This window comes from Paucibacter sediminis (assembly GCF_030254645.1).
Taxonomy (GTDB): Bacteria; Pseudomonadota; Gammaproteobacteria; order Burkholderiales; family Burkholderiaceae_C; genus Paucibacter_B; species Paucibacter_B sediminis.
In genome coordinates, this window is sequence record NZ_CP116346.1 from 1665998 (window position 1) to 1689904 (window position 23907).

The 23907-nt window shown below is 70.7% G+C and carries 24 protein-coding genes; 11 read left to right on the plus strand and 13 right to left on the minus strand.

Features of this window, described 5'->3' with window-relative positions; all coding sequences use genetic code 11:
* Positions 1-20: 20 nt before the first annotated feature.
* Positions 21-839 carry a pyrroline-5-carboxylate reductase gene (gene proC / locus PFX98_RS07500; protein WP_285234561.1) on the plus strand — a complete coding sequence of 273 codons (819 nt, stop codon included), beginning with the start codon at positions 21-23 and terminating at the stop codon, positions 837-839.
* 6 nt (positions 840-845) lie between these two features.
* Positions 846-1421 (plus strand): chorismate--pyruvate lyase family protein, encoded by a 576-nt coding sequence (locus tag PFX98_RS07505; RefSeq protein WP_285234562.1) that lies wholly within the window; start codon positions 846-848, stop codon positions 1419-1421.
* Here the strand turns inward: PFX98_RS07505 and PFX98_RS07510 are convergent.
* Complete coding sequence (locus tag PFX98_RS07510; protein WP_285234564.1) at positions 1418-2185, minus strand: lysyl oxidase family protein; 768 nt, start codon at positions 2183-2185, stop codon at positions 1418-1420. The genes PFX98_RS07505 and PFX98_RS07510 overlap by 4 nt on opposite strands.
* Before the next feature lie 143 nt (positions 2186-2328).
* Positions 2329-3165, minus strand: a complete 837-nt coding sequence (locus PFX98_RS07515; protein ID WP_285234567.1) for a class I SAM-dependent methyltransferase — start codon at positions 3163-3165, stop codon at positions 2329-2331.
* A 168-nt stretch (positions 3166-3333) separates the two neighbouring features.
* On the opposite strand from PFX98_RS07515, the gene PFX98_RS07520 reads away from it, so the two are divergent.
* On the plus strand, positions 3334-4755 hold the full coding sequence (locus PFX98_RS07520; RefSeq protein WP_285234568.1) for an FAD-binding oxidoreductase: 1422 nt from the start codon (positions 3334-3336) through the stop codon (positions 4753-4755).
* 34 nt (positions 4756-4789) lie between these two features.
* On the opposite strand, the gene PFX98_RS07525 is transcribed toward PFX98_RS07520, so the two are convergent.
* The gene (locus PFX98_RS07525; RefSeq protein WP_285234569.1) at positions 4790-5953 is read right to left on the minus strand and encodes an acetylornithine transaminase; all 1164 of its coding nucleotides are present in this window, start codon (positions 5951-5953) and stop codon (positions 4790-4792) included.
* 325 nt (positions 5954-6278) lie between these two features.
* Positions 6279-6857 carry a P-loop nucleotide/nucleoside kinase family protein gene (locus PFX98_RS07530; RefSeq protein ID WP_285234570.1) on the minus strand — a complete coding sequence of 193 codons (579 nt, stop codon included), beginning with the start codon at positions 6855-6857 and terminating at the stop codon, positions 6279-6281.
* Between the two features lie 382 nt (positions 6858-7239).
* On the opposite strand from PFX98_RS07530, the gene PFX98_RS07535 reads away from it, so the two are divergent.
* Entirely contained in the window at positions 7240-7689 is a 450-nt protein-coding gene (locus PFX98_RS07535; protein WP_285235553.1) for an NUDIX hydrolase, read from the plus strand.
* Between the two features lie 188 nt (positions 7690-7877).
* Here the strand turns inward: PFX98_RS07535 and PFX98_RS07540 are convergent, their stop codons facing one another.
* Complete coding sequence (locus PFX98_RS07540) at positions 7878-8246, minus strand: DUF1428 domain-containing protein (protein WP_285234571.1); 369 nt, start codon at positions 8244-8246, stop codon at positions 7878-7880.
* Between the two features lie 222 nt (positions 8247-8468).
* On the opposite strand from PFX98_RS07540, the gene PFX98_RS07545 reads away from it, so the two are divergent.
* Both PFX98_RS07545 and PFX98_RS07550 read left to right on the plus strand, forming a co-directional pair.
* The gene (locus PFX98_RS07545) at positions 8469-9422 is read left to right on the plus strand and encodes a M14 family metallopeptidase (RefSeq protein WP_285234572.1); all 954 of its coding nucleotides are present in this window, start codon (positions 8469-8471) and stop codon (positions 9420-9422) included.
* Positions 9422-10279: an alpha/beta hydrolase gene (locus PFX98_RS07550; RefSeq protein WP_285234573.1), complete on the plus strand. Its 858-nt coding sequence runs from the start codon at positions 9422-9424 to the stop codon at positions 10277-10279. The genes PFX98_RS07545 and PFX98_RS07550 overlap by 1 nt, the downstream gene beginning before the upstream one ends.
* A 43-nt stretch (positions 10280-10322) precedes the next feature.
* Here the strand turns inward: PFX98_RS07550 and PFX98_RS07555 are convergent, their stop codons facing one another.
* Together PFX98_RS07555 and PFX98_RS07560 are read right to left on the minus strand one after the other, a co-directional pair.
* On the minus strand, positions 10323-11150 hold the full coding sequence (locus PFX98_RS07555; protein WP_285234574.1) for a class I SAM-dependent methyltransferase: 828 nt from the start codon (positions 11148-11150) through the stop codon (positions 10323-10325).
* Positions 11151-11158: 8 nt separating this feature from the next.
* Positions 11159-11971 (minus strand): class I SAM-dependent methyltransferase, encoded by an 813-nt coding sequence (locus PFX98_RS07560; RefSeq protein ID WP_285234575.1) that lies wholly within the window; start codon positions 11969-11971, stop codon positions 11159-11161.
* A 201-nt stretch (positions 11972-12172) separates the two neighbouring features.
* Here PFX98_RS07560 and PFX98_RS07565 point away from each other — a divergent pair, with 201 nt between their 5' ends.
* Together PFX98_RS07565 and PFX98_RS07570 are read left to right on the plus strand one after the other, a co-directional pair.
* On the plus strand, positions 12173-12703 hold the full coding sequence (locus PFX98_RS07565; RefSeq protein ID WP_285234576.1) for an OsmC family protein: 531 nt from the start codon (positions 12173-12175) through the stop codon (positions 12701-12703).
* Positions 12703-13674, plus strand: a complete 972-nt coding sequence (locus PFX98_RS07570; RefSeq protein ID WP_285234577.1) for an AraC family transcriptional regulator — start codon at positions 12703-12705, stop codon at positions 13672-13674. Before PFX98_RS07565 ends, PFX98_RS07570 begins: the two co-directional genes overlap by 1 nt.
* On the opposite strand, the gene PFX98_RS07575 is transcribed toward PFX98_RS07570, so the two are convergent.
* The 3 genes from PFX98_RS07575 to katG are packed head-to-tail and all read right to left on the minus strand — an operon-like array spanning position 13664 to position 16753.
* Positions 13664-14062, minus strand: coding sequence for a hypothetical protein (locus PFX98_RS07575; protein ID WP_285234578.1), 399 nt, complete (start codon positions 14060-14062; stop codon positions 13664-13666). The genes PFX98_RS07570 and PFX98_RS07575 overlap by 11 nt on opposite strands.
* An 11-nt stretch (positions 14063-14073) precedes the next feature.
* Positions 14074-14541 carry a GNAT family N-acetyltransferase gene (locus tag PFX98_RS07580; RefSeq protein ID WP_285234579.1) on the minus strand — a complete coding sequence of 156 codons (468 nt, stop codon included), beginning with the start codon at positions 14539-14541 and terminating at the stop codon, positions 14074-14076.
* A complete protein-coding gene (katG, locus tag PFX98_RS07585) occupies positions 14534-16753 on the minus strand; it encodes a catalase/peroxidase HPI (RefSeq protein ID WP_285234580.1) in 2220 nt (739 codons plus the stop codon). Before katG ends, PFX98_RS07580 begins: the two co-directional genes overlap by 8 nt.
* Positions 16754-16905: 152 nt before the next feature.
* Here katG and PFX98_RS07590 point away from each other — a divergent pair, with 152 nt between their 5' ends.
* On the plus strand, positions 16906-17406 hold the full coding sequence (locus PFX98_RS07590) for a nuclear transport factor 2 family protein (protein WP_285234581.1): 501 nt from the start codon (positions 16906-16908) through the stop codon (positions 17404-17406).
* A gap of 16 nt (positions 17407-17422) precedes the next feature.
* Positions 17423-18064, plus strand: coding sequence for a glutathione S-transferase N-terminal domain-containing protein (locus PFX98_RS07595; RefSeq protein ID WP_285234582.1), 642 nt, complete (start codon positions 17423-17425; stop codon positions 18062-18064).
* Here the strand turns inward: PFX98_RS07595 and PFX98_RS07600 are convergent.
* Positions 18045-20708: a serine/threonine-protein kinase gene (locus PFX98_RS07600; RefSeq protein WP_285234583.1), complete on the minus strand. Its 2664-nt coding sequence runs from the start codon at positions 20706-20708 to the stop codon at positions 18045-18047. The genes PFX98_RS07595 and PFX98_RS07600 overlap by 20 nt on opposite strands.
* 94 nt (positions 20709-20802) lie before the next feature.
* A complete protein-coding gene (locus PFX98_RS07605) occupies positions 20803-21918 on the minus strand; it encodes a hypothetical protein (protein ID WP_285234584.1) in 1116 nt (371 codons plus the stop codon).
* Positions 21919-22313: 395 nt separating this feature from the next.
* On the opposite strand from PFX98_RS07605, the gene PFX98_RS07610 reads away from it, so the two are divergent.
* A complete protein-coding gene (locus PFX98_RS07610; protein ID WP_285234585.1) occupies positions 22314-22970 on the plus strand; it encodes an ECF-type sigma factor in 657 nt (218 codons plus the stop codon).
* On the opposite strand, the gene ubiA is transcribed toward PFX98_RS07610, so the two are convergent.
* Positions 22894-23805: a 4-hydroxybenzoate octaprenyltransferase gene (gene ubiA / locus PFX98_RS07615; protein ID WP_285234586.1), complete on the minus strand. Its 912-nt coding sequence runs from the start codon at positions 23803-23805 to the stop codon at positions 22894-22896. The genes PFX98_RS07610 and ubiA overlap by 77 nt on opposite strands.
* Positions 23806-23907: the final 102 nt, after the last annotated feature.

The window sequence follows — 23907 nt, forward strand, 5'->3', positions numbered from 1 at the left end:
GCCGCCTACACTTGCCCCCCATGAACAGCACCCTGGCATTCATCGGCGGCGGCAATATGGCCAGCGCCATCATCGGCGGCCTCATCAAGGCCGGCCGCCCGGCCGACTCCATCCTCGTGGTGGAGCCCTTCGAGGCGCAGCGTGCCAAGCTGCAGGCCGAGTTTGCCGGCCTGCGCGTGCATGAGGCGGCCGCCAACGCCGGCCTGGCCGAGGCCGCGCTGCTGGTCTGGGCCGTCAAGCCGCAGCTGTTCGGCGCGGCTGCCGCACCCTGCGCCGCTCATGTGTCCCAGGCCCTGCAGCTCTCGGTGATGGCCGGCATCCGCAGCGAGACGATCGCGCGCGCCACCGGCGCCGCGCGCGTGGTGCGCGCCATGCCCAACACCCCGGCCCTGATCGGCCAGGGCATTGCCGGCCTCTACGCCAATGCGGCCGTCTCGGCCGCCGACCGCGCCCTGGTGGAGGCCGTGCTGGCACCCACCGGCCGCACCCTGTGGGTGGACGCCGAGGCCGATCTGGACGCGGTGACCGCGCTCTCCGGCTCGGGCCCGGCCTATTTCTTCTATGTCGTCGAGGCCATGACGGCGGCCGCGCAGCAGATGGGCCTCAGTGAGGCCCAGGGCCGCGAGCTGGCCCTGGCCACCTGCGCCGGCGCCGCCGCGCTGGGCCTGCAGTCCAGCGAATCGCCTAGCGTCTTGCGTGAGCGCGTCACCTCCAAGGGCGGCACCACCTACGCCGCCATCACCAGCATGCAGGCCGCCGGCGTGGGCGAGGCGATCCAGCGCGCCGTGCTGGCCGCCCAGCATCGCGCCCGCGAGCTTGGGGACGAGTTCGCTGGCTGAGCTGCGGTGGGGATCGCTAGTCGTTCAAGCCTGCGCGCCTGGCTGCGCGCGCCCGGTTCGCTGAGCCGGCGCCTGGCGCGCCTGGGCGAGCGCTTCGAGGTCGAGGTGCTGCGCCAGGCCGTCACGCCGCTGCGCGCGCAGGAGCGCCTGGCCCTGGGGCTGCCGCGGCGCGGCTGCACGGTGGTGCGCGAGGTGCTGCTGCGGGTGGATGGCGTGCCCCTGGTGTGGGCGCGCTCGGCCCTGCACCAGAGCGCCCTGGCCGGGCCCTGGAAGGCGCTCAAGGGCCTGGGCGCCCGGCCGCTCGCGCATCTGCTCTACGACGATCCGCGCATCACGCGCAGCGAGCTGCAGCCGCGCCGCCTGGCCCGGCATGGCCACACGCGCCGGCAGATGCTCAAGCAATGGCGCCAGGCCACCGGCACCGAGGCCTCGGCCCAGATGCTGTGGGCGCGCCACTCGGTGTTCAGGCGCGGCGGCGCGCAACTGCGCGTGCTGGAGTTGTTTGCGCCGGAGCTGGCGGGGCGGGCGACGCCGGGTGCTCGTGCCACACGGATACGGCGTCGCGGCGGCGGTAGTGCCTAGCGTTCCCTGCGCTTGGGTACGCTGGCCGGCACGCGCACGACGTCCGGGTAACGGTTCAGGCCCTGGTCGAACTTGTAGGGGTCGGGCTGCAGATTGATCTCTACCTCCAGCTCGTAATCGCCCTCGGCCACGCCGGTGACGTCGATCCACTGGCCGGGCAGCTGCTTGTAGTACCAATCGCCCCAGCCGCTGGTGATGCCCTGGTAGCCGCAGTGGAAGCCGGCGCTCTTGTTGCCGCTGTACTTGAACGAGTCCTCGAAGCAGAAGCCCTGCTTGCGGCCGATGGTGGAGACATTGCCGTCGGACTTGTAGCGCAGCCGGTACTCCGAGAATCCGGCCATGTGATAGTGGCCGTGGCAGGCGTCGAAGTAGAACGCGCCGGCATAGGGGTTGGCCGGGTCGCTGCGGTCGCCCACCACCAGATCGCCGTCGCCGGCGTTGACGATCACCACGTCGAACACCATCAGGCGGCGCCAACCATAGCCGCCGACGGCCCCTTCGAGCACGGCGCAACGGTCGCCCGCGTCGTTCGGGTCGAAGAAGCGGTCGATCACGCTGAGCTGGGATTTGAGCCTGATCGGGTCGACCGTCAGGTCGGGCCTGCCGCCGTTGGGGTAGACGGCGATGTCGTAGCGGTTCTCCAGCGAATCGCGCGCCGCGTGCGCCGGCAGCTGGGCCGCCAGCAGGGCGCCCAGCGTGGCCAGGCAGAGCGCCAGGCGGCTGCAGGCGCGGCGTGCGCGCATGACGGTGGTCTCGGTGATCATGGCAGGTCCTCCGACATCGGTGGCGCGCGCAGCGCGCCGTGCTCGCAGCCAATTGCCCGTTGACTTGACCGGTTGGCTGCCTCACCGGCGCCCCAGTCTAGGGGCGCGCGCAGGGCGCTCCTATCCCTTGGCCGTGGGCCCAGCTACCTGCTTGCCGTGACCTGGGCGAGCACGATCCGCCCCTCTTCGAGATTGCGCCGCTGGTTCTGCGCCATGGCTTGAAAATCGGCGCCAAGCAGGATGTGAAAGCCCAGCGGCGGCAGGCCTTCCCGGCCGATCTTCTGCGCCAGCGCCACGAACCAGGCGCGTGCCGCGTCGGTCGTGTCCGACCAGTCCGTGATCGTGAAACCGGCCGCTTCGAGCAGCGCGCGCAGTTCATCCGGCCGCAGCAGAAAGCTCGCATCGGGCGTGCGCGCCCAGGGCACGGGGAAGTGAACGGGTCCGGTCGGGCCGGCCAGAACATCGTAGATCGCGAGCCTGCCGCCCGGTTTCAGGACGCGGTGCATCTCCCGATACAGGCGCGCCTTGTCCGGGATGTTCATTGCCGCGTGCTCGGTCCAGACCACGTCGAACGACGCGTCGGCGAACGGCAGCTGGGTCGCGTCGCCCTGGCGGTAGTCGACGAGGTGCGCGAGCCCGGTCTTGGCGGTGAGCAGCTCGGCGGCGCGGCAATAGTCTTCGGTGAGGTCGATGCCGGTGACGCGGCAACCGAACTCCTTGGCCAGGCAGCGCGACGTGCCGCCGACACCGCTGCCGACATCCAGCACGCGCTTCGCCGCATCGAGGCTCGCGGCCCGGGCCAGCTCAAGCGTCGCCGCCCGGCCACGGATGTGAAATTCGTCGATCGGCGCCAGGTCCTCGGGCGTGAGCCTATGGATGTCTTTGCCGGCTTTTTCCAGCGCCGCGAGTATGAGCGTGCCCAGCTCGGAACGGGCGTAGTGCGTCTGGACGGTTTCGTTGACACGAGTCGGTGTGGCCATGACTGCTCCGCATGTTGGCTGCTACTTTTTACCACCACGTACTTGCCGCCCTTGCCCTTGCGGTTGTCCATCGCCTCGCCTCCCAAGCGTAAACGCTTCAGAATCTGGACTGGCCTTGGCGGCCTGTCGCGCGCATGCTGTCGATGTCGTTCTTCAAGGAGGTCGATGATGGCAATCAAGCTCACACGCATGGATGGCGGGATCGTGGATCTCGCGCCGGAGGCCTTGCAGTCCTTCAAGGCGGCATTCAAGGGCCGGGTGCTGACCGCGGAAGACGCAGAGTACGAGGAGACGCGCAAGGTCTGGAACGCGATGATCGACCGGCGCCCCGGCCTGCTGGCGCGCTGCACCGGAACGGTCGACGTGGTGCAAGCCGTGCGCTTTGCGCGCCAGCACGGGCTGCTGTGCTCCGTGCGCGGCGGCGGCCACAACATCGCCGGGCTGGCGGTGTGCGAGGGCGGCCTGATGATCGACATGTCGCTGCTGCGCGGTGTCTGGGTCGATCCGGTGCGCCGCACGGCGCTGGCGCAAGCGGGCTGCACCTTGGCAGACGTCGACCGCGAGACGCAGTTGCACGGGCTCGCGGCCGTGCTGGGCTTCGTCTCCGCGACCGGCATCGCGGGCCTGACCGTCGGCGGCGGCTTTGGTTACCTCACGCGCCGCCATGGCTGGACCTGCGACAACCTCGTCTCGATGGAGGTGGTGACGGCCGATGGCCGAGTCCTGCGCGCCTGCGCGGACGAGCATGCAGACCTGTTCTGGGCCCTGCGCGGCGGCGGGGGCAACTTTGGCATCGTCACCTCCTTCGAGTACCGGCTCCATCCCGTCGGCCCCGAGATCCTGGGCGGGGCGATCGCCTGGCATGGCGAGGACGCCGCGCAGGTCCTCGAGGCCTATCGCAGCTTCAGCGCCGCGGCGCCACGCGAGCTGACCAGCGTGGCCGTGCTGCGGATCGCGCCGCCGGCGCCCTGGCTACCGAAGGAAGTGCACGGCAAGCCGATCGCCGCCATCTTCGTCTGCCATTCGGGCAAGGTCGAGGATGGCGAAGCCTTGCTGGCGCCGCTGCGCGCGACCGGCCGGCCGATCGCGGATATCGTGACGCGCCGCCCCTATGTGCAGATGCAGAGCCTGCTCGATGCCACGCAACCGAAGGGTAGACGTTACTACTGGAAGTCGCACTACCTGCCCGGCATCGATCGCCCGTTCATCGACCTTGCCGTGGCGCACGCCGCCCGCATCGCGTCGCCACACTCGGCCATCCTGATGTTCCAGATCCAGGGCGCGCTGGGTGAGCTGCCCGCCGGGCATTCGCCGGCTGGCAATCGCGATGCTGCCTATGTGTTGAACATCGCCGGCTCCTGGGAGCGGCCCGAGGACGACGCCGTCAATGTCCAGTGGGCGCGCGACTGTTTCGAGGCCACGCGAACATGCTCGACGGGCGGCACCTACATCAACTTCCTGACCGAGGAGGAAGGCCGCGATCGCGTGGAGGCGGCCTATGGCCGCTCGAACCTGGACCGGCTCGCGACGCTGAAGCAGGTCTACGACCCGGACAACTTCTTCCGCCATACCAAGAGTGTGAGCGGCTGATCGGGCCGGCTTCGCGACAGGCTCCCCCGTTCGCTCATTGCGCGGCAAACTCCTCCAGCACGGTGGCAATGGCGGCGTCGAGCAGCTGCAGGCCCTGCGCGATCTCGTCGGCGGTGCTGTTGAGCCTCGGCATGAAGCGCAGGCAATGGGGCCGGGCCGAGTTGACCAGCAGGCCCCGGCGGCGGCATTCGCGCACCACCGCGGCCGCGTGATCGCTCCCCAGCTCCAGCGCCCACAGCAGACCCAGCCCGCGCACCTCGCCCAGGCCGTGGCGCGCGGACAGCGCCTGCAGACCGCGCTGCAGCAGCGCGCCCTGTGTCCGCACCTGTTCCAGGAAAGCGCTCTGGCTGAGCGTTTCCAGCACCGCCAGCCCCACCGCGCACATCAGCGGGTTGCCGGCATAGGTGCCGCCCTGGTCGCCGTGGGTGAAGACGCTGCAATGCGCCTGCGCCAGCAGCGCCGAGATCGGCACGCCGGCGCCCAGGCCCTTGCCCAGGCTCATGATGTCGGGCATGACCCCGTAGTGCTGGTAGGCAAACAACTGCCCCAGGCGCCCACAGCCGGTCTGCACCTCGTCGAAGATGAGCAGCAGGCCGTGGCGATCACACCACTGGCGCAGTGCGCGCACAAAGCCGGGGCTTGCCGGGCGCACGCCGGCCTCGCCCTGCACGGGCTCCAGCATCACCGCCACGGTGCGCTCGCTGAGCAGCGCCTTGACCGAGGCCATGTCGTTGAAGACGGCCTTCACAAAACCCGGCATGCCGGGCGCAAACAGGGCCTCCCAGCCCGGCTTGCCACTGGCGGCCATGGTGGCCAGATTGCGGCCGTGGAAGGCGTTGTCGAAGGTGATGATCTCGTAGGCCCCGCCCCGATGCAGCTGCCCCCACTTGCGTGCCAGCTTGATCGCGCCCTCGTTCGCCTCGGCCCCGGTGCTGCCGAAGAACACCTGGTCAAAGCCGCTGAGCGCGCACAGCCGCTCGGCCAGTTGCAGCGAAGGCAGGTTGTAAAGCGCAGGGCTGGGCGTGAGCAGCAGGCTCGACTGCGCCCCCAAGGCCAGGCTGACCTCGGGCGGGCAATGCCCCAGGGCATTCACCGCCCAGCCCTGCAGCCAGTCCAGGTAGCGCGTGTCGGCCGCGTCCCACAACCAGGCGCCCTCACCACGCACGAATACCTCGGCAGGGCGATCGGTCACGGGCATGAGCGCATCGAACCGCGGCGAAGAAGCACAAGAAGCGCTGGGGATTTGCATGGAGAAGTTCCTTTCACTTGGGGGTCGGACAAAGAAAAAGGCCACGGGGGTGAGCCGTGGCCTTGGGGGAGAAACCGGGGATTGGAGGGTGTTAGGTCGTCCTCTTCCTTGTCTCGCGCCAGGCACACGGCAGCGCACGACGGGCTCGTGCGGCTCGTGCAGCTCGTGCGGCGGACAAGGACAGGGAGGCGGTGAACATGATGGGGGCCATGCTACAGGAACTTGAGTCGGCGCCGACAGCTGATGCGGCCGCCCACGCGCCCGACGGCGCGGCTCAGCCGCCGTAGGCCTTGATGTTGAAGCCCTCGGCCGGATCAGGCGCCTCGAAGAACGACGAGACGTAGCGGAAGTCTTCTTCGCTCAGCTGATGCGAGCCCTCCGGCCGCTCCAGGTTTCGCTTGGCGATGCGCTCCAGGCATTGCCAATCGGGAGTCTGGACATAGTGCAGCACATGCGCGGCCGCCGCCTGCTCGAACACCGAGCGAAACCAGCGGCGGCCGGCCCTGGTATTGGCCTGGAAGTCCAGCACCACCGATGGCACGCCGGTCCGTAGCAGGTCCACCACCAGCGGGCCGATGACGGACTTCAACTTCTTCGAGCAGCGGATGTAGTCGTCAAAGACCGTCATCTGATCGCCATACAAGCGCATCAGCCAGACGTCCTCGGAGATCAGGATCGCCCCAAGATCCTTGGCCAGCGCGCTCGCGACCGTGCTCTTGCCGGCGCCGGCCTTGCCGCAGAAGAAGTGGAGGGTGGAAGTTGAAGACATGGGAACAGCTCCCCCGAACATCACCGTTGCTGCTGGGGTCGTGGCGCTATGGGCAGGCCGGATGGCGCCGGAAAGCCAGGCCATGGATGGCAAATCTAGCACCTTGTCGGTCGGTCTTGCTGAACCGACAAGGACGTTCTGTACCCGCTGGCCGAGAGCATCGAGAAGCTGCTGAGCTAGGGCGGAGATTCAGTGGCTGAGGGCCGCCGGGCTTACTCACACTGCCGGGCATGAAGCAGCCGTTGGGTCCGAGCAAAGGGCGATGGCCCGAACGGCCGCTCTACGGGGTGCTGCGGCCGTAGAACTCAAACGAGGCTGTTCTCGTCGCGCCCATGTCTGCTTTGCTGCGGCTCGAAATGGCGCTTCCAACCCAATCCTGTCGGCTGGGCTGGCAAGCTCGACGACTGCTTCGCAGCGGAAGCAGACGTAGACGTAGACCAGCGCTGGCGTGCGCTATCGTTGCTACATGCGCCGACGACCAGCCTCTCGCCTTCTTGTCTTGGATCCCAAGGGGCGTCTTCTGCTCTTCCGGTTTGTGCACACCGAGGGAGCAATGGCAGGAAATGCGCACTGGGCTACTCCCGGGGGCGGGGTGGAGGCCGGCGAGAGCTTTGAGCAGGCTGCCGTGCGTGAGTTGCGCGAGGAGGTCGGTCTCGACATCGAGCACCCTGGGCCGCAAGTTGGTAAGCGGGTCTTCCCCCTAGGCTTACCCGATGGAGAAGTGGTCGAGGCCGACGAACGCTTTTTCATCGTAAAAGCCAAAGACTGCGAAGTACTAGACGAAGAGCGGACGCCACAGGAGCAACGTGTGATTGTTGAGCATCGCTGGTGGACGATGGCGGAGCTCAGGTCAACGAACGAGACTGTGTGGCCGAAGAACATTGCGGACATGCTTCGGGACGCCTTCGCCGGTTGAGCGGCTGGACAAAGACCGCTCTGGTTTCCGTCAGTGGGACGAACAGACGACCGCTTCCAGCCTAGAACTGTCTCCTGCATCGGATGGGCGAACTTCCGCTCCCGGCCGCGAGTGTGACCCCTGCAGGGCCCCGAGAGCCGTCATATGGGGACTGCAACGGGGAGTTGCGCGGCGTCATCCCCCGCCGCTCAAGCCTTCACTTCGACCACCTGTTCGAAGCCGCCAAAGATCATGCGCTTGCCGTCGAAGGGCATGGGCGGGTTGCCGGGTGTGGACGGGTCCATGCGCGGGTCTTCCGTCATCTTCTTCATGGCGGCATCGCGCGTGGCCTTGTTCGGCCATTCGACCCATGCAAAAGCCACCGTCTCCTCGGCCGTGGCCTGGACTGCGCGGCGGAAGTCGGTGACTTTGCCGTCGGGGACGTCGTCGCCCCAAGCTTCGATCACACGGATCGCGCCAAGCTCGATGAATAGCGGGTCGAAATGACGCGCGTGCTCGATGAACTGCTGCTTGTTGGCGGTGGGGACCGCGATCACGAAACCATCGATGTATGACATGTCTTCACTCCTGTTGAGTTGACGGGTCGGCGCGGCAGCAACGCCGCTGCGGAATGCCCCCGCCGGGTCAGCCGCTGCGGCGCTCTCAGCGTAGACGCCTTGGCCTCGCAAGTCACGCCCACGGGCGCCAGGCGTCACTCTCGATCGGGGAGCCGGCGGGCTGCGGTCGACTGAGCGGTGTATCGTCCGCCCCATCGCCAACCAAGACCGGATGAGCACGTTGTGAGCACCTCGCCATCGACCCCGCCAAGCACGCCGCCATACCCGATCGGCACCCCCGGCACGCCCTGGGGCGCGGCCGAAAAGGCCGCCTGGCTGGCGCGCCAGAAACCGCAGCGCAGCTATGCCGAGGAGGTGCTTGCGCCGCTCATGGCCAAGCTGCCCGCGCAGGCCGAGCTGTTCCAGTACGGCAGGCTCGACTATGGGCGCCTGGGCCTGGGCAGCTACCCGCTCTATGCGGTGCGCAGCCGCGCGTGGAAGGCGGATCGCCCGGTGGTGCTGGTGACCGGCGGTGTGCATGGCTACGAGACCAGCGGCGTGCATGGCGCGCTGCAATGGTTGACGCACGAGTTCGATCGCCACGCCGAGGCCGCGTTCAACCTGCTGCTGCTGCCCTGCATCAGCCCCTGGGGCTACGAGACCGTCAACCGCTGGAACCCCGATGCGCTGGACCCGAATCGGCAGTTCAAGCAGGACAGCCCGGCCGCCGAGTCGGCGCTGGCGATGGCCTGTGTGGCCGCCTGCGGCGGCCGCGTCGATCTGCATGTCGACCTGCACGAGACCACCGACACCGACAACAGCGAATTCGGCCCCGCCAAGGCGGCACGCGACGGCGTCGCGTTCGACTGGCACGCCATCCCCGATGGCTTCTACCTGGTGGCCGACACCGAGCGGCCGGTGCCCGAGTTCCAGCGCGCGCTGATAGCCGCGGTGCGCCGCGTGACCCATATCGCCGCGCCCGATGCGCAGGGCCGCATCATCGGCGAGCCGCTGCAGCAGGCCGGCGTGATCAATTACGCCAAGCGCGCGCTCGGCCTGTGCGGCGGCATGACCGATGCGCGCTTCGTGACCACCACCGAGGTCTACCCGGACAGCCCGACGGCCAGCCCCGCCGAGTGCAACCAGGCCCAAATGGCGACCATCACGGCGGCGCTCGACTATCTGAGGCGGGCGTGATGAGCATGCACGCGCGGGCAGCGGCCTGCCTGCTGGCCGGCGCCGCGCTCGGTGCGCAGGCCAGCGAGCCCTGCGGCACGCTCCACAGCCTCGCCACCCACGCCGGCACCAGCGCCCGCTATGCCCTGGCCATGCCGGCCGGGGCCAGGCCGCCGCTCACCACCCTGGTGCTGCTCGCCGGCGGCAGCGGCCATGTGGACCTGGACGAGCGCAGCGCCTGCGCGCGGGCGCTGAAGGGCAACGCGCTGGTGCGCAGCCAGCCCCTCTTCGTGGCCGCCGGCTTTGCCACCGTGGTGCTGGACGCGCCCTCGGACCAGCATGGCGAGGACGGCCTGGCCGGCTTTCGCAGCGCGCCCGCGCATGCGCAAGACCTGGCCCTCTTGATCGCCGCGCTGCGCCAGCGCATGGGCGGCGGGCCGGTCTGGCTGGTGGGCACCAGCCGCGGCACGATCTCGGCCGCGAATGCGGCGGCGCGGCTGAGCCCCGAGGCGGGCCCCGACGGGCTGGTGCTGAGCTCGGCGCTGATGGCCGGCCAGCCCGGCGCGCGCAAGCCCTGGGTGGCGCAGTCGGTGTTCGATCTGCCGCTGCAGGCGATCCGCCAGCCGCTGCTGCTGATCGCCCATGAGGGCGATAGCTGCCCGCGCTCGCCGCCGGCGCTGATGCCGCGCCTGGCCGAGCAGGCCGTGGCGGCGGCGCGCGTGCAGCAGGTGCTGCTGCGCGGCGGGCCGGGCGCGGCGGCGGGCTCGGATGCCTGCGAGGGGCGTGCGCCGCATGGCTTCGTGGGCCAGGAGGCCGAGCTGGTGCAGGCCGTGCGGCAATTCATTGTGGACGCCGGCGGCCAGCGCGCTGCGCCCTGACACGCTGAGGCCCTGAGGCGGCCGGGCGCTTGCCGATCCGCGCTCAGGCTTGCGGCCGCTCCGCCGCGACGATCAGGTACTCGGCGGGCACGTGGTAGCCCTGGCCATCGCGCCATGGCGCAAGCGCCGCGAGGTAATGCGCCTGCACGCGCGCACGCACCGCCGCATCGAAGCGAGACCAGGCCAGCGCCACGGGCCCGCCCGCAAAGGCCGCGGCGCAGGCCGCATCGGCATCGGCATAGTGCAGCGCGTCGCTGCGTCGCCGCTGCGCGCTGACCCGCAGGCCCGCCGCGGCGCAGCAGCGCGCCAGCGCCTCGCCCTGGCCCAGGCCGAAGAACAGCGGGCAGACCTCGCTGCGCACCTCGGCATCGACGATGCCGAACAGCGGCGCCCAGCCGCAGCGCGCGCGTTCGCCCCACACCGCCAGCAGCGCCCGGCCACCGGGGCGCAGCACGCGCCGCAGTTCGCGCAGCGCGGCCGCCGGGTCCGGCACATACATCAGGCCCAGCACGCACAGCACGAGGTCGAAGCCGGCGTCGTCGGGCAGGGCCAGCTGCTCGGCGTCCATGCGCATGAAGCTCGCCTGGGCGAGGCCGAGCCGCTGCGCCTGCTGCCGCGCCGCCTGCACCATCGCCTCGGCGAGGTCGACGCCCAGCACGCGCCCGCCCGGGCCAACGGCTCGCGCCGCGGCAGCCGCGACGACACCGGCGCCGCAGGCCACGTCGAGCACCGCCTCGCCGGGGGCCGGGGCCGCCAGCGCCAGCAGCTCGGCCTGCAGCCCGGCCAGCGGCCCATGCCAGTGGCGTGCGTAGGCATCGGCGGCGCGCTCCCAGCCGTAACGCTGGATGCGGCGCTGCAGGCGGGCGTCCATGTGCGGGCTCAGGCGCGCGTGACGACGATCTCGAGGTACTCGCTCGGTACCACCAGGGCGCCGGGGCCGGCGCGGTTCAGGTCGTCGAGCAGGCCGCTCAACTCGGCGGCCAGCGTCTCGGCGCGCTCGGGCGTCTGCGCGGCAAAGGCCTTGTTCACCGGGCCGTACCAGAGGCGGAAGGTCTCGACGAAATGCGCCGCCGAACGGTAGCGGAAGGTGAACTGGCGCGGCGTGGCCTGCAGCGCCGCGGCGCTGGCGCCGAACAGCGTGCGCAGATGCGCCTCGGTGCCCCACAGCGAGGGCGGCTGCACGCCCGCCGGCGGCGGCACATAGCGGCCCAGCACCTTGAACATGCGGCCGATCAGGCTGTCGGGCGTCCAGTTGGCCAGGCCGATGCGCCCGCCGGGGCGCACCACGCGCGCCAGTTCGGCGGCGGCCCTGGCATGGTCGGGCGCGAACATCACGCCGAAGGTCGAGAGGGCGGCGTCGAAGCTGGCATCGGCGAAGGGCAGCGCCTCGGCATCGGCGGTCTGGAATGCGACCTCGAGGCGTTCGGCGCGCGCCCGCTCGGCGCCGCGCTCCAGCATGCTGCCGACATAGTCGGTCGAGGTGACCCGGCAGCCGCGGCGTGCCGCCGCCAGCGTGGCGTTGCCGTTGCCGGCGGCCACGTCGAGCACGCGCTCGTCGGTCCTGAGGTCGCAGGCCTCGGCCAGGTTCTCGCCAACGATCTGCAGCGTGGTGCCGATCACGGCGTAGTCGCCCGTGCCCCAGGCGGCTTGCTGGCGGGTCTTGAGGGCGGCGAAATCGACAGGTGCGTTCATGGTGCGTATCTCCGGTGATGGGTGGCCGGCCATGCGGCAGGGAACCCCAATGTCGGCGCGGCGGCGCGGGGCGTCCTGACCGAGCGTCCGCAGCTCTCGTCCAAGCGTCCGCCATCGGCCCGCGGCGAGGTCTGCCCGCTGGTGCTCAAGCCGCCGCGCCCTCAGAATCGGCGCAGCGCATCAAGCGCAAGGAGCCAGGCCATGGGCACGGAACAGATTGCTGCGTCAATGGAGCGGGTCGCCTCGGTGCTGCGCCGCAAGCCGCAGGCGGGGCTGAGCGACGATTCGGTGGCCAGCGCGCGCTGGGAGGGCGGCTTGCGCGCCAGCGTGCACAGCGACGCCGGCCATGCGGTGCAGACCGACATGCCGGCCGAGATCGGCGGCGAGGCCGGCGCGGTGACGCCGGGCTGGCTGCTGCGCGCCGGCCTGGCCTCCTGCGCGGTGACCCGCATCGCCATGGCCGCCGCCGCCGCGGGCATCACGCTGCAGACGCTGGAGGCGCGCGCGAGCAGCCAGTCCGACGCGCGCGGCCTGCTGGGCATCGCCGAACCCGATGGCAGCACGGTGCCGGCCGGGCCGCTGACGATGGCGCTGCATGTGCGCATCGCCGCCAGCGGGGTGGCGGCCGAGCGCCTGCGCGCCCTGGTCGCCTCGACCACCGGCTGCTCGCCGGTGACCTGCGCGGTCGAGCAGCCGCTGCCGGTGGCGCTGCACATCGATGTGCTGAGCTGATGGACGCGCTCTCGCAGACGCTGCGCGTGGTGCGCCTGGTGGGCGCGATCTTTCTGCACGGCCGCTTCACGGCGCCCTGGTGCTACCAGTCGCCGCAGGCCGATGCCGCGGCGCCCTTTCTGGAGCCCAGCGCCGAGCGGGTGGTGATCTTCCACCTGATCACCGAGGGCGAATGCTGGGTCGAGCTCGGCGATCTGCCGCCGCTGCGCCTGGCGGCCGGCGATGCGGTGCTGTTCCCGCAGGGCGATGCGCACCGCATGGGCTCGCAGCCGGGCCTGCCGCCGGCCTCGGGTGCGCGGCTGCACGAGGTGCTGGCGCGCCGGCCGCGGCTGCTGGCCTATGGCGGCGGCGGTGCCACCACCAAGCTGGTCTGCGGCTACCTGGCCTGCGACGCGCGCCTGGCCCGCATGCTGCTGGCGGGGCTGCCGCCCATCGTCAAGGTTAGCGTGCGCGGCTCCAATGCCGGTGTCTGGCTCGAAGCCTCGCTGCGCTACGCGCTCGCCGAGGCGCGCTCGCCGCGGCCCGGCGGCCAGGGCGTGCTGGCCAAGCTGGCCGAGGTGCTGTTCATCGAGGTGCTGCGCATCCACATGAACGAGCAGGCCGAGGGCCGCACCGGCTGGCTGGCCGGCGTGAACGACCGTATCGTCGGCGCCGTGCTGCGCGCGCTGCACGCCGAGCCCGCGCGGCCCTGGACGCTGGAGGAGCTCGCGCGCGTGGCCGGCACCTCACGCTCGGTGCTGGCCGAGCGCTTCCAGCAGCTCGTCGGCCAGGCGCCGATGCAATACCTGGCGCAGTGGCGCATGCTGCTGGCCTCGAACCTGCTGGCGCGCAGCAATGCCCCGCTGGCCCGCATTGCCGAGGAGGTCGGCTACCAGACCGACACCGCCTTCAGCCGCGCGTTCCGGCGCGAATACGGCATGCCGCCGGCGGCCTGGCGGCGCCGCCAGGCACCCCAAAGCCCTAGTGCATGAACTGCCGGATCGAGCCGCACACGGACAGTAACTGCGGGCCGTCCATGCGCCCGATGATCTGGTGGATCACCGAGGCCATCAGCTGCTGGGCGCCGAGCATGCCGAGGTTCGCCGACTGCTCAACCATGAAGCCCGGCTTGGCGAGCTTGAGCGGCTCCATGAAGTACTGATCCAGACCGCAGTTGGTGAGTTCCACGACGAGATTGCCAAGCGCGTCGCGATGCTTGGTGACATCCGGTGACTGCTCGATCGTGCCGAGCAGCGCCAGCGTCTTCTTGCGCAGCGCCTCGGAGTGATAGAAGCGAAGGAAGGGTTTGGATGCCGGCGCTGGCGCGCGCTTTGCCGAGGGAGAAGACGGGCGCTTCGCGGGGGTGGCCATGCGCCGCATGATACGGGCTGCTAGAGCGCCTTCTCGTAGATGGCCAAGGCCTTGCCTTCATGCGTGATGCGTTCCAGGACTCGCCAGCCGGCGCGTTCCAGCAAGGTGGCCGCGGTGCTGGTGCCGCAGTAGATGCGCGCAAAGCCCAGCTGCCTGGCCTGCTGCTCCAGCGCAAGCAGCAGCTGCAGGCCGATGCCTTGCCCGCGCAGCGCGGCCGGCACGAGCCCGGCCGCGGCCCAGGGCGACAGATGCCGGTGGCTGGGGATGGACTCGGCCTTAAGCGCCGCGACGCCGCACACCGCCCCCGCGCGCAGCGCGAGCACGCCGACCGGTAGCGCGCCCTTGTGGGCATAGGCCTGCAGGTCTTGCCGGGCGTTGCCGCGGCCGCCGCGATACCAGGCCGGCCACTCGGCCTCGAACAGCTCGGCCAGCTCGGCCAGCGCCTCGGGATGATGCGCCAGCAGATCGAGCACCAGGCCGTCAGGCATGGGCGAGCTCCGGCGCCCGTTCGAAGCGGTCCAGCTCCATGACCTTGTGCCAGGCCGCCACGAAGTCGCGCACAAAGGCCGGCTGGGCGTCGCTGCTGGCATAGACCTCGGCCAGCGCGCGCAGCTGCGAGTTCGAGCCGAACACCAGGTCCACCACCGTGCCGGTCCATTTCGGCGCGCCGCTGGCCCGCTCGCGTCCCTCCAGCAGACCTTCGCTGCCGGCCAGCTTCTGCCAGCTGGTGCCCATGTCGAGCAGATTCACGAAGAAGTCGTTGCTCAAGGCGCCGGGGCGCTGCGTGAACTGGCCATGCGGGCTGCCGCCGACGTTGGCGCCGAGCACGCGCAGGCCGCCGATCAGCACCGTCATCTCGGGCGCACTGAGGCTCAGCTGCTGGGCCTTGTCCAGCAGCAGCTCGGCCGCCACGCCCTCCAGCCCCGGCTGCACATAGTTGCGGAAGCCGTCGGCGCGCGGCTCCAGCACGGCGAAGGAGGCCACATCGGTCTGCGCCTGCGTGGCATCCATGCGGCCGGGGGTGAAGGGCACCGCCACCACCTGCCCGGCCTGCAGCGCCGCGGCCTCCACGGCCGCGCAGCCGCCGAGCACGATCAGGTCGGCCAGCGAGACCTTCTTACCGCCCTCGGCCTTGGCGTTGAAGTCCTGCTGGATCGCTTCCAGCACCGGCAGCACCTTGGCCAGTTCGGCCGGCTGGTTGGCGGCCCAGTCCTTTTGCGGCGCGAGGCGGATGCGCGCACCATTGGCGCCGCCACGCTTGTCGGAGCCGCGGAACGTCGAGGCCGAGGCCCAGGCGGTGCCGACCAGCTGCGCAATGCTCAGGCCTGCGCCCAGCAGGCGGGTCTTCAGCGCGGCGATGTCCGGCGCGGCTATCAGCTCGTGGTCGCGCGCCGGGATCGGATCCTGCCAGATCAGTTCCTCGCGCGGCACCAGGGGGCCGAGGTAGCGTGCGCGCGGGCCCATGTCGCGGTGCGTCAGCTTGAACCAGGCGCGCGCAAAGGCGTCGGCAAAGGCCTGCGGGTCGGCATGGTAGCGGCGCGAGATCTTCTCGTAGGCGGGGTCGAAGCGCAGCGAGAGATCGGCCGTGGTCATCATCGGCGGGTGCTTCTTGCTCGGGTCATGCGCGTCCGGAATCAGGTGCTCGGGTCGGACGTTCTGCGCCACCCATTGATGCGCACCGGCCGGGCTCTTGGTGAGCGCCCATTCGTAGCCGAACAGCATGTCGAAATAGCCCATGTCCCAACGCGTCGGGTTGGGCTTCCAGGCGCCCTCGATGCCGCTGGTGGTGGTGTGCTGGCCCTTGCCGGAGCCGAGGCCGTTCTTCCAGCCCAGGCCCTGTTGCTCGATCGGCGCGCCCTCGGGCTCGGGGCCCACCAGCTTGGGATCGCCCGCGCCATGGGCCTTGCCGAAGGTATGGCCGCCGGCCACCAGGGCCACGGTCTCCTCGTCGTCCATGGCCATGCGGGCAAAGGTCTCGCGCACATCGCGGCCCGAGGCCACCGGGTCGGGGTTGCCGTTGGGGCCCTCGGGGTTCACATAGATCAGGCCCATCTGCACGGCGGCCAGCGGGTTCTCGAGCTGGCGCTCGCCGCTGTAGCGCTGCTCGCCCAGCCAGCTGTTCTCGGAGCCCCAGTAGATGTCTTCCTCGGGCGCCCAGATGTCGGCGCGGCCGCCGCCGAAGCCGAAGGTCTTGAAGCCCATCGATTCCAGCGCGACATTGCCGGCCAGGATCATCAGGTCGGCCCAGGAGAGCTTGCGGCCGTACTTCTGCTTGATCGGCCAGAGCAGGCGTCGCGCCTTGTCGAGATTGCCGTTGTCGGGCCAGCTGTTGAGCGGCGCGAAGCGCTGGTTGCCGGTGCCGGCGCCGCCGCGCCCGTCACTGACGCGGTAGGTGCCCGCCGCATGCCAGGCCATGCGTATCATCAGGCCGCCGTAATGGCCCCAGTCGGCCGGCCACCAGTCCTGCGAAGTCGTCATCAGGGCATGCAGGTCCTTGACCACGGCGTCGAGGTCCAGGCTCTGGAATTCCTTGGCGTAGTCGAAGTCCTCGCCCATCGGGTTGGAGCGGGGCGAGTGCTGGTGGAGGATGCTCAGCTTGAGCTGCTGCGGCCACCAGTCGGCGTTGGACGGGGCACCGGCGACGCTGTTGTGGCGGCGGGCTTCACCCGCGAACGGGCACTTCGATTCTGCTGACGACATGGCTGACTCCTGCTTGCGATTGGCGGTGGAGGCCAGTCTAGGAGTGCGTTAGCGCAGCGGCAACGCAATTGCGCCTATGGCGGCCATAGCCGGGCCCGGCCTGCGCACCATGACGAGTCGCCTTGGCTTCAGGCTTGCGGCAAGATGGCCGCATGAACATCATCGCCACCCGGATCGCACCGCTCTGCCTCGCCCTGGCGCTGGCAGTTCCCAGCCTGCCGGCCCGGGCCCAGCTGCCCGTGCAGGCCAACCCCGACCACGCCGCCCTGCTGGCCAGCGCCGATGCCCGGCTCGCCGCCAACAAGCAGCTGGTCTACGACTTCTGGCGCGAGGTGCTGGAGGCCGGCCATCTGGAGCTGGCCGCCAACTACCTGGCCGAGGGCTATGCGCAGCACAACCCCAATGTGCCGACCGGGCGCGAGGGCTTCGTCAAGTTCTTCGGCCAGTTTGCCAAGCCGACGGAGATTCGCCCGCGCGTGGCCGCGCCCCTGGTGGCCATGGTGGCCGAGGGCGAGCTGGTGATGCTGAGCTTTGTGAGCGAGCGCCCCGACCCCAAGGACAAGACGCTCAAATACACCACCACCTGGTTCGACCTGTTCCGTGTGCGGGACGGGCGCATCACCGAGCATTGGGACTCCGCGCCCAAGCAATAGCAGGGAGCAAGCGGCCATGAGCGAGATCTACACCTTGTTCGGTACCCAGGGCTCGGGTTCGGCGGCGGTGGAGGCGGCGCTGCTGCTGGCGGGTTGCGAGCACCGCCTGGTGCAGGCCAGCAGCTGGGGCGAGGCCGATGCGGCCCAGGACGAGCTGCGCCGCCACAACCCGCTGCTGCAGATCCCCACGCTGCTGCTGCCCGATGGCAGCGTGCTGACCGAGAGTGCGGCGATCCTGATGCATCTGGGCTTGCTGCATCCGGGCTCCGGCCTGCTGCCGGCCGAGACGATGGCGCGCGCCCAGGCGCTGCGCGGCCTGGTCTTCATCGCGGCCAACTGCTACAGCGCCATCAGCATCAGCGACTATCCCGAGCGCTGGACGCGCAGCCGCGATGCGGCGGCGATCGAGGCGCTGCGCCAGGGCACGCGCGATCAGCTGCACCGGCATTGGGAGATCTTTGCCGACCAGTTTCCGCCCCGGCCCATGTTCCTGAGCGGGGCGGCGCCCGGCGCGCTGGACCTGCTGGCCGCGGTGGTGTCGAAATGGTCGGGCACGCGCCCGCATCTGCAGGCGCAGCGGCCGGCCTTCTACGCCACCCTGCTGGCGATCGAGCAGCACCCCAGCGTGGCCGCGGTGTTCAAGCGTCACTGGCCCTGAGCGCGCGCGCCAGCGCCTGGGTGCGCGCCAGCCAGGGCGCCAGCAGGGGCGGCACGGCGGGCGCGCCGCTCTCGCCAACCTCCGGGCCCACGCCCCAGGCCTGCAGCGCCGCCTGCACCAGGGCCAGGGCCTGGGCGCGCTGCGATGCGCTGGCCTGGGCCTGCTCGGTCAGCGCCATGGCCTGCAGCCAGCGGCGCGAGGCGTTGTCGTCGCCCGCGGCGGGGGCCTGCATCAGCGCGGCGGCCTCCTGCGCCAGGCCGGCGGCGCGCGCCGCATCCGCAGGCAACCAGGCGCGCGCGGCCCACAGCAGGGCCTCGGCGCGCGGCCGGCGCAGCGCGAAATCGGCGCTGGCGGCCTCGGCGGCCGGGCCCGCGGGCGGCGGCAGGCGCGGCAGCAGCGCCGCCGCGGTGGCGCGCGCCTGCGCCACATCGCCCGCCATCACCTGCAGGGCCAGCGCGCCGGTGTCCAGCGCGTCGAGGCGGCGTTGCCCGCCCTCGTTGCCATGGTCCATCGCCACGGCCGCGCGCATCTGCTGCTGCGCCGCGGCCAGCAGGGTCGCGGCCTCGGCATGCCGGCCCTGCAGGGCCAGCGTGCGCGCCAGCTGGCCGCGCGCCACCGCGCGCTGGTAGCGGAAGTCCATGTCGTCGGGCATCTTGGCGGCCATCTGGTCGCGCAGCTCGATCTGGCGCTTGAACAGCGCCTCGGCCGCGGCCCAGTCGGCCTGCATCAGCTTGCACTGCGCCAGCTCGCCGAGGGTGAAGGCGATGGTGTCGGGCAGGTAGACGTTGGCGGGGTCGGCCGCCAGCGTGGCGTCGGCGGCGCTGCGCGCGCGCTCGGCGCTGCTGCAGGCCTCGCGCCAGCGGCCCAGGCTGGCGTGGCCCAGCTGGTTGCCGAGGATGCGCGCATGGATGCCGTGCAGGCTGATCGCGCTGGCCAGCGCCCAGGTGTCCTTGGCGTCGCGCTGCAGGGCGCGCTCCAGCAGCGGCAGGCCCTCGCGCAGGGCCGCGTCGGCCTGCCCCATGCGGCCGCGATGCTGCCAGACCTCGCCCTTGCTGGCATGCATGCTGATGACGCTGCTGAGCTCGGTGATGCTGGTGTCGGGCCGCGCCGCATAGCGCCGCGACAGCGCGATGGCCTTGTCGAGATTGGCCTCGGCGAGCGCATGCTGGCCGGTGTTGATGGACTGGTCCACCCCCTGCAGGCGGCTGATGCGGTAATAGGTGTCGGCGAGCTCGCGCGTCAGCGCCAGGTCGTCCTGCGCGGACCGGCTCAGCTGGTCCAGAAAGGCGGCGGCATCGGTGAGCAGGGCCTCGCGCACCTTGGTGGCGCCGGGCAGGGCCTCGATCTGGTCGTGGTACTTGAACACCAGCTGCTTGGCGAGCTGGCGCACCTGGGTGAAGCGCTCCTGCGCCGCGCGCGCCTGCTGCCAGGCCAGGCCGGCAAAGCCCAGCACCGCCGCCAGCGCCGCGCCGCCCAGCGCCGTGCCGATGCGATGGCGCTGCACGAACTTCAGCGCCAGGTAGGCGGGCGAGGGCGGGTGCGCGCTGACCGGGCGCCCGGCCAGAAAGCCGCGCACATCCTCGGCCAGGGTCTCGACGCTGGAGTAGCGCTGCGCGGCATCCTTCTGCAGGGTCTTGAGCAGGATGTTGTCGAGGTCGCCGCGCAGGCGCCGGCGGCGCGCCAGCCAGTCGGGGTCGGGCACCAGGGCCGGCGAGAGCGCGCTGGGCCGGGTCGGCGCCTCCTGCAGCACGCTGTGGGCGGCCTCGCGCGGCGTGCTGGCCTCGCGGCCATAGGGGCGCACGCCGGTCAGCATCACATAGAGCAGCACGCCCAGCGAGTAGAGGTCGGTGGCGGTGCTGACGGGCTCGCCGCGCACCTGCTCGGGGCTGGCGTAATGCGGGGTGTAGGGGCGCTCACCGGCGAGCGTCTGGCCATCGCCATCGCCTTCCAGCGGGTCGAGCGCCTTGGCGATGCCGAAGTCCAGCAGCTTCACCTGGCCCTCGGCATTCACCAGCACATTGCCGGGCTTGAGGTCGCGGTGCACCAGCAGATGGCGGTGCGCATAGGCCACCGCATCGGCCAGCTGCAGGAACAGCGCCAGCCGCGCCTCCAGCGCCAGGCCGGCGCAGGCGCGGTCGATGGGCTGGCCATGCACCAGCTCCATCACGAAATAGGGCAGGCCCTCGGGGCTGAGGCCGGCATCCAGCAGGCGCGCGATATGCGGATGGTCGAGCCGCGCCAGCGCCTGCTGCTCCTGCGCAAAGCGGCGCAGCACGGCGGCCGAGTCCATGCCGCGCTTGAGCAGCTTGACGGCCGCCTCGCCCTGGTAGGCGCCATCGGCCCGGCCGGCCCGCCAGACCTCGCCCATGCCGCCGCTGCCAAGCTGCTCGCGCAGCGCCCAGGCGCCCAGGCGCAGGCCGGGCTGGGCCGCGGAGGCGAAGGAAGATGCGGGCTGCGGGACGGGCGTGGCCAGGAAGCCGGTGTCGGGCGCCATCGCGGTGCTGTGGGCCAGCAGCGAGAGCACCTCGGCCACCACCTCGGGCTCGGCCTGCTGGGCGTGCAGCCAGGCTTCGCGCTGCGCGCCGGGTTGGGCCATGGCGGCCTCGAACAGGGCCTTGATGCGGGGCCAGAGTTGGGCATTCATGGGCGCTATCTTGTGCAGCGTGGCGGGGCCTGGCTATGCGCATTTGCCCCCGCGCCGGCCGGCACGGGGGCATGACCTGACCCCTGTTTCTGGCTCAACGCGGCGCCTTCGTGACCGCGATCAATTCCTGCGTGCTGATGACCGTGCCGACCGGCGCCGCCAGCGTCATCGTGGTCACGCTCTTGGGCAGCATGAAGGGCACGGCATTGCTGGTCCACAGCGTGGTGTTGGTGGGCACCGCGAAGCTGGATTGCAGGATGGGCAGCATGGTGGCCAGCAGCGGGCTGCTGGCGGCCGGGCCCTGCACCTGGAAGTCCTTGAGCGCGAACTCGACGCGGAACTTGCAGGCGTTGGCAAAGCTGCCGGCCGCGGTGCTGACGCTCTCATTGGCGTCGCGGTTCACCACGAATTCGTACTTCATCACGATGGCGCTGGCGCCGCCCAGCGGTGCGAAGGCATCGGTGACGCTCTTGCCGGTGATGGTGGCGGTGACATTGATCTTGCCGCTGCTGCCGCCCGGGATGCCCGCATTGGTGAGGCGCTGCTGCCAGTCCGGCGGGTCGTAGCTGGTGACGGTGTCGTTGGCGCCCGCCGCGGCGGCGTCCTGGCCCAGCGCCACGCCGGTGACGGGGTCCAGATAGAAGTTGCCGACGCCCGCCTGCGCGGCCGTCACGCCCACAACGCTGACCGTGCCGACGGTGGCCGCCTGGCCCTTGTAGCTGCCGGCGCTGAAGTCGTACTTGACCGTGTAAGGCGTGGAGCCGGCCTGGTTGGCGCTCTGGCGGTAGGTCACCGAATCGCCGGCCTTGGCCACCAGGGGCGTGCACTCGGTGCTGCCGGTGGGCGCGCCTTGGGCGCCGGCCTTGGGTGCTGAGCCCTGCATATAGCGATTGCCGCTGCTGCCCAGGTCGCTGCCCGAGGTGTAGAGCCCGCTGAAGGCGGGCGAGAAGAAGTCGATGTGGCGGTTGGCGTCGATCACCGCCACCACGCCGATGGCCTTGCCGCTGGCATCGGTGTTCTCGCACACCGCGCTGACGGTCGCCGATGCCGCCGTCGAGCCGCTGAGGCCGGCGGCGGGGGTGAACTGCAAGGCGCTGCCGCTCAGCACCAGCGTGCCGCCGCCCAGTTCGCTGAAGCTATTGCCGTCGAACACCTTCACCGCGTAGCTGCCGTCAAAGGCGGCCAGGGCGCTGGCACTGAGGGTCTTCATGCTGCCGCAGCTGGCCGGGGAGGGCGCGGGCGCCGGGGCAGGCGCAGGCGTGGGAGCGGGTGCAGGTGCAGGTGCAGGTGCAGGTGCAGGGGCAGGGGCAGGGGCAGGGGCAGGGGCAGGGGCAGGGGAGGGCGCGGGAGCCGGAGCCGGAGCCGGCGTGGCGGGCGCTTCGGGGTCGCCGCCGCCGCAGGCGCTCAGGGCCGCGGCCCCGAGTAGCATGGCGATGCGGGCGGCGAGTTGATGATGATGATGTTGCTTTGCGTAAGGGCGTTGCGTCTTGGACATGGCGGGCTCCTGAAGCGAGGGAACAAAAAGAAAATCGGACCTGTACGCTTACGCCGCGCCGCACACGCAAAAAGCTCATCACCCCCGAAAAAAATCTGAGCAAGCCAAAAGTGAACCAGGGCAGCCCCACACCGGACCTGAACGAGTTGACGCTCTGGCTCAGCCAGCAGCAGGCGCTGACGCCGGAGCCGCGCCCCGAGCTGGGCAACCAGCTGTTCGCGGCCCTTTACGGCGAGCTGCGCCGCCTGGCGCGCGGCCATCTGCGGCGCGAGGACGCCGGCCATACGCTCTCGGCCACCGCGCTCTCGCACGAGGCCTGGTTCCGCATGGCCGAGCAGGTGCGCACCCAGTGGCGCAACCGCAGCCACTTCCTCGCCGTGGCCTCGATGATGATGCGCCGCATCCTCGTCAACCACGAGCTGGCGCGGCGCGCCGAGAAGCGCGATGCCGAGCTGGTGGCGCTCACGCTCTCCGGCATGGAGCAGCTGGCGCTGCCGGCCGACCGCGATGTGGTGGCGGTGCACGAGGCCCTGCTGGCGCTGGAGGCCTTCGACCCGCGCGCCGCCAAGGTGGTGGAGCTGCGCTTCTTCGGCGGGCTGGAGAACGAGGAGATCGCCGAGGTGCTGGCGCTCTCGCTGGCCACCGTCAAGCGCGACTGGTCACTGGCGCGCGCCTGGCTGCATCGCGAACTCAGCGCAACGCCAGGTCCGCCACCGTGCCCGCAAACACCGCCAGCCCCAGCCAGTGGTTCTCACGAAAGGCCCTGAAGCAGCCCTCGCGGCTGCGGCCCTTGATGAGCTGGTAATGCCACAGCACCTGGGCCGCCGCGGCCGCGATGCCCAGCAGGAACACCCGGCCCAGGCCCAGGCGCAGGCCGAGGAAAGCCCAGCTCAGCAGGTAGATGGCGTAGAAGCCCATCACCGCGGCCACGTCCCAGCGGCCCAGCGTCAGGGCCGAGGTCTTGATGCCGATCTTGATGTCGTCGTCGCGATCCACCATCGCGTACTCGGTGTCGTAGGCCAGCACCCAGAACAGATTGCCCAGCAGCAGGGCCCAGGCGCTCTTGGGCACGGCCGCGCCGATCGCCGCCAGGCTCCACTCGGTGCCGCCCAGCGAGGCCGCGAAGGCCATCGGGATGCCGAAGCTGAAGGCCACGCCCAGGACGGCCTGCGGCATGCTCAGCACGCGCTTGGCATAGGGGTAGAGGCAGGCCACCGCCAGCGCCGCGAAGGAGAGCAGGATGGTGGGCGCATTGGTCGTCAGCACCAGGCCGAAGGCCGCCAGCGCAAGACCTGCCCCCAGCAGCAGCGCCTCCTTCACCGACACCGCCCCGCTGGTGACGGGGCGCTGCGCGGTGCGCTTGACATGCTTGTCGAACTCGCGGTCGGCCACATCGTTGATGCAGCAGCCGGCCGAGCGCATCAGCAGGGTGCCCAGCGAGAACACCAGCAGCAGATGCCAGCCGGGCCAGCCGTCCGCGGCGATCCACAGCGCCGCCAGCGTGGGCCACAGCAGCAGCCAGGTGCCGGCCGGACGATCCCAGCGGATCAGGTTGAGGTAGAGCTGTAGGCGAGTGGGTGCAACAGGCGCGGCGGAACTCATGCCGCCATTGTCACCGCGGCGCGGGGCAGGCCGGCTGTGTTGCCGGCGCCACCGTCACAGCACAGGGCGCTGTGCGTCCAACTGTATTGGTGCTGTACTGTT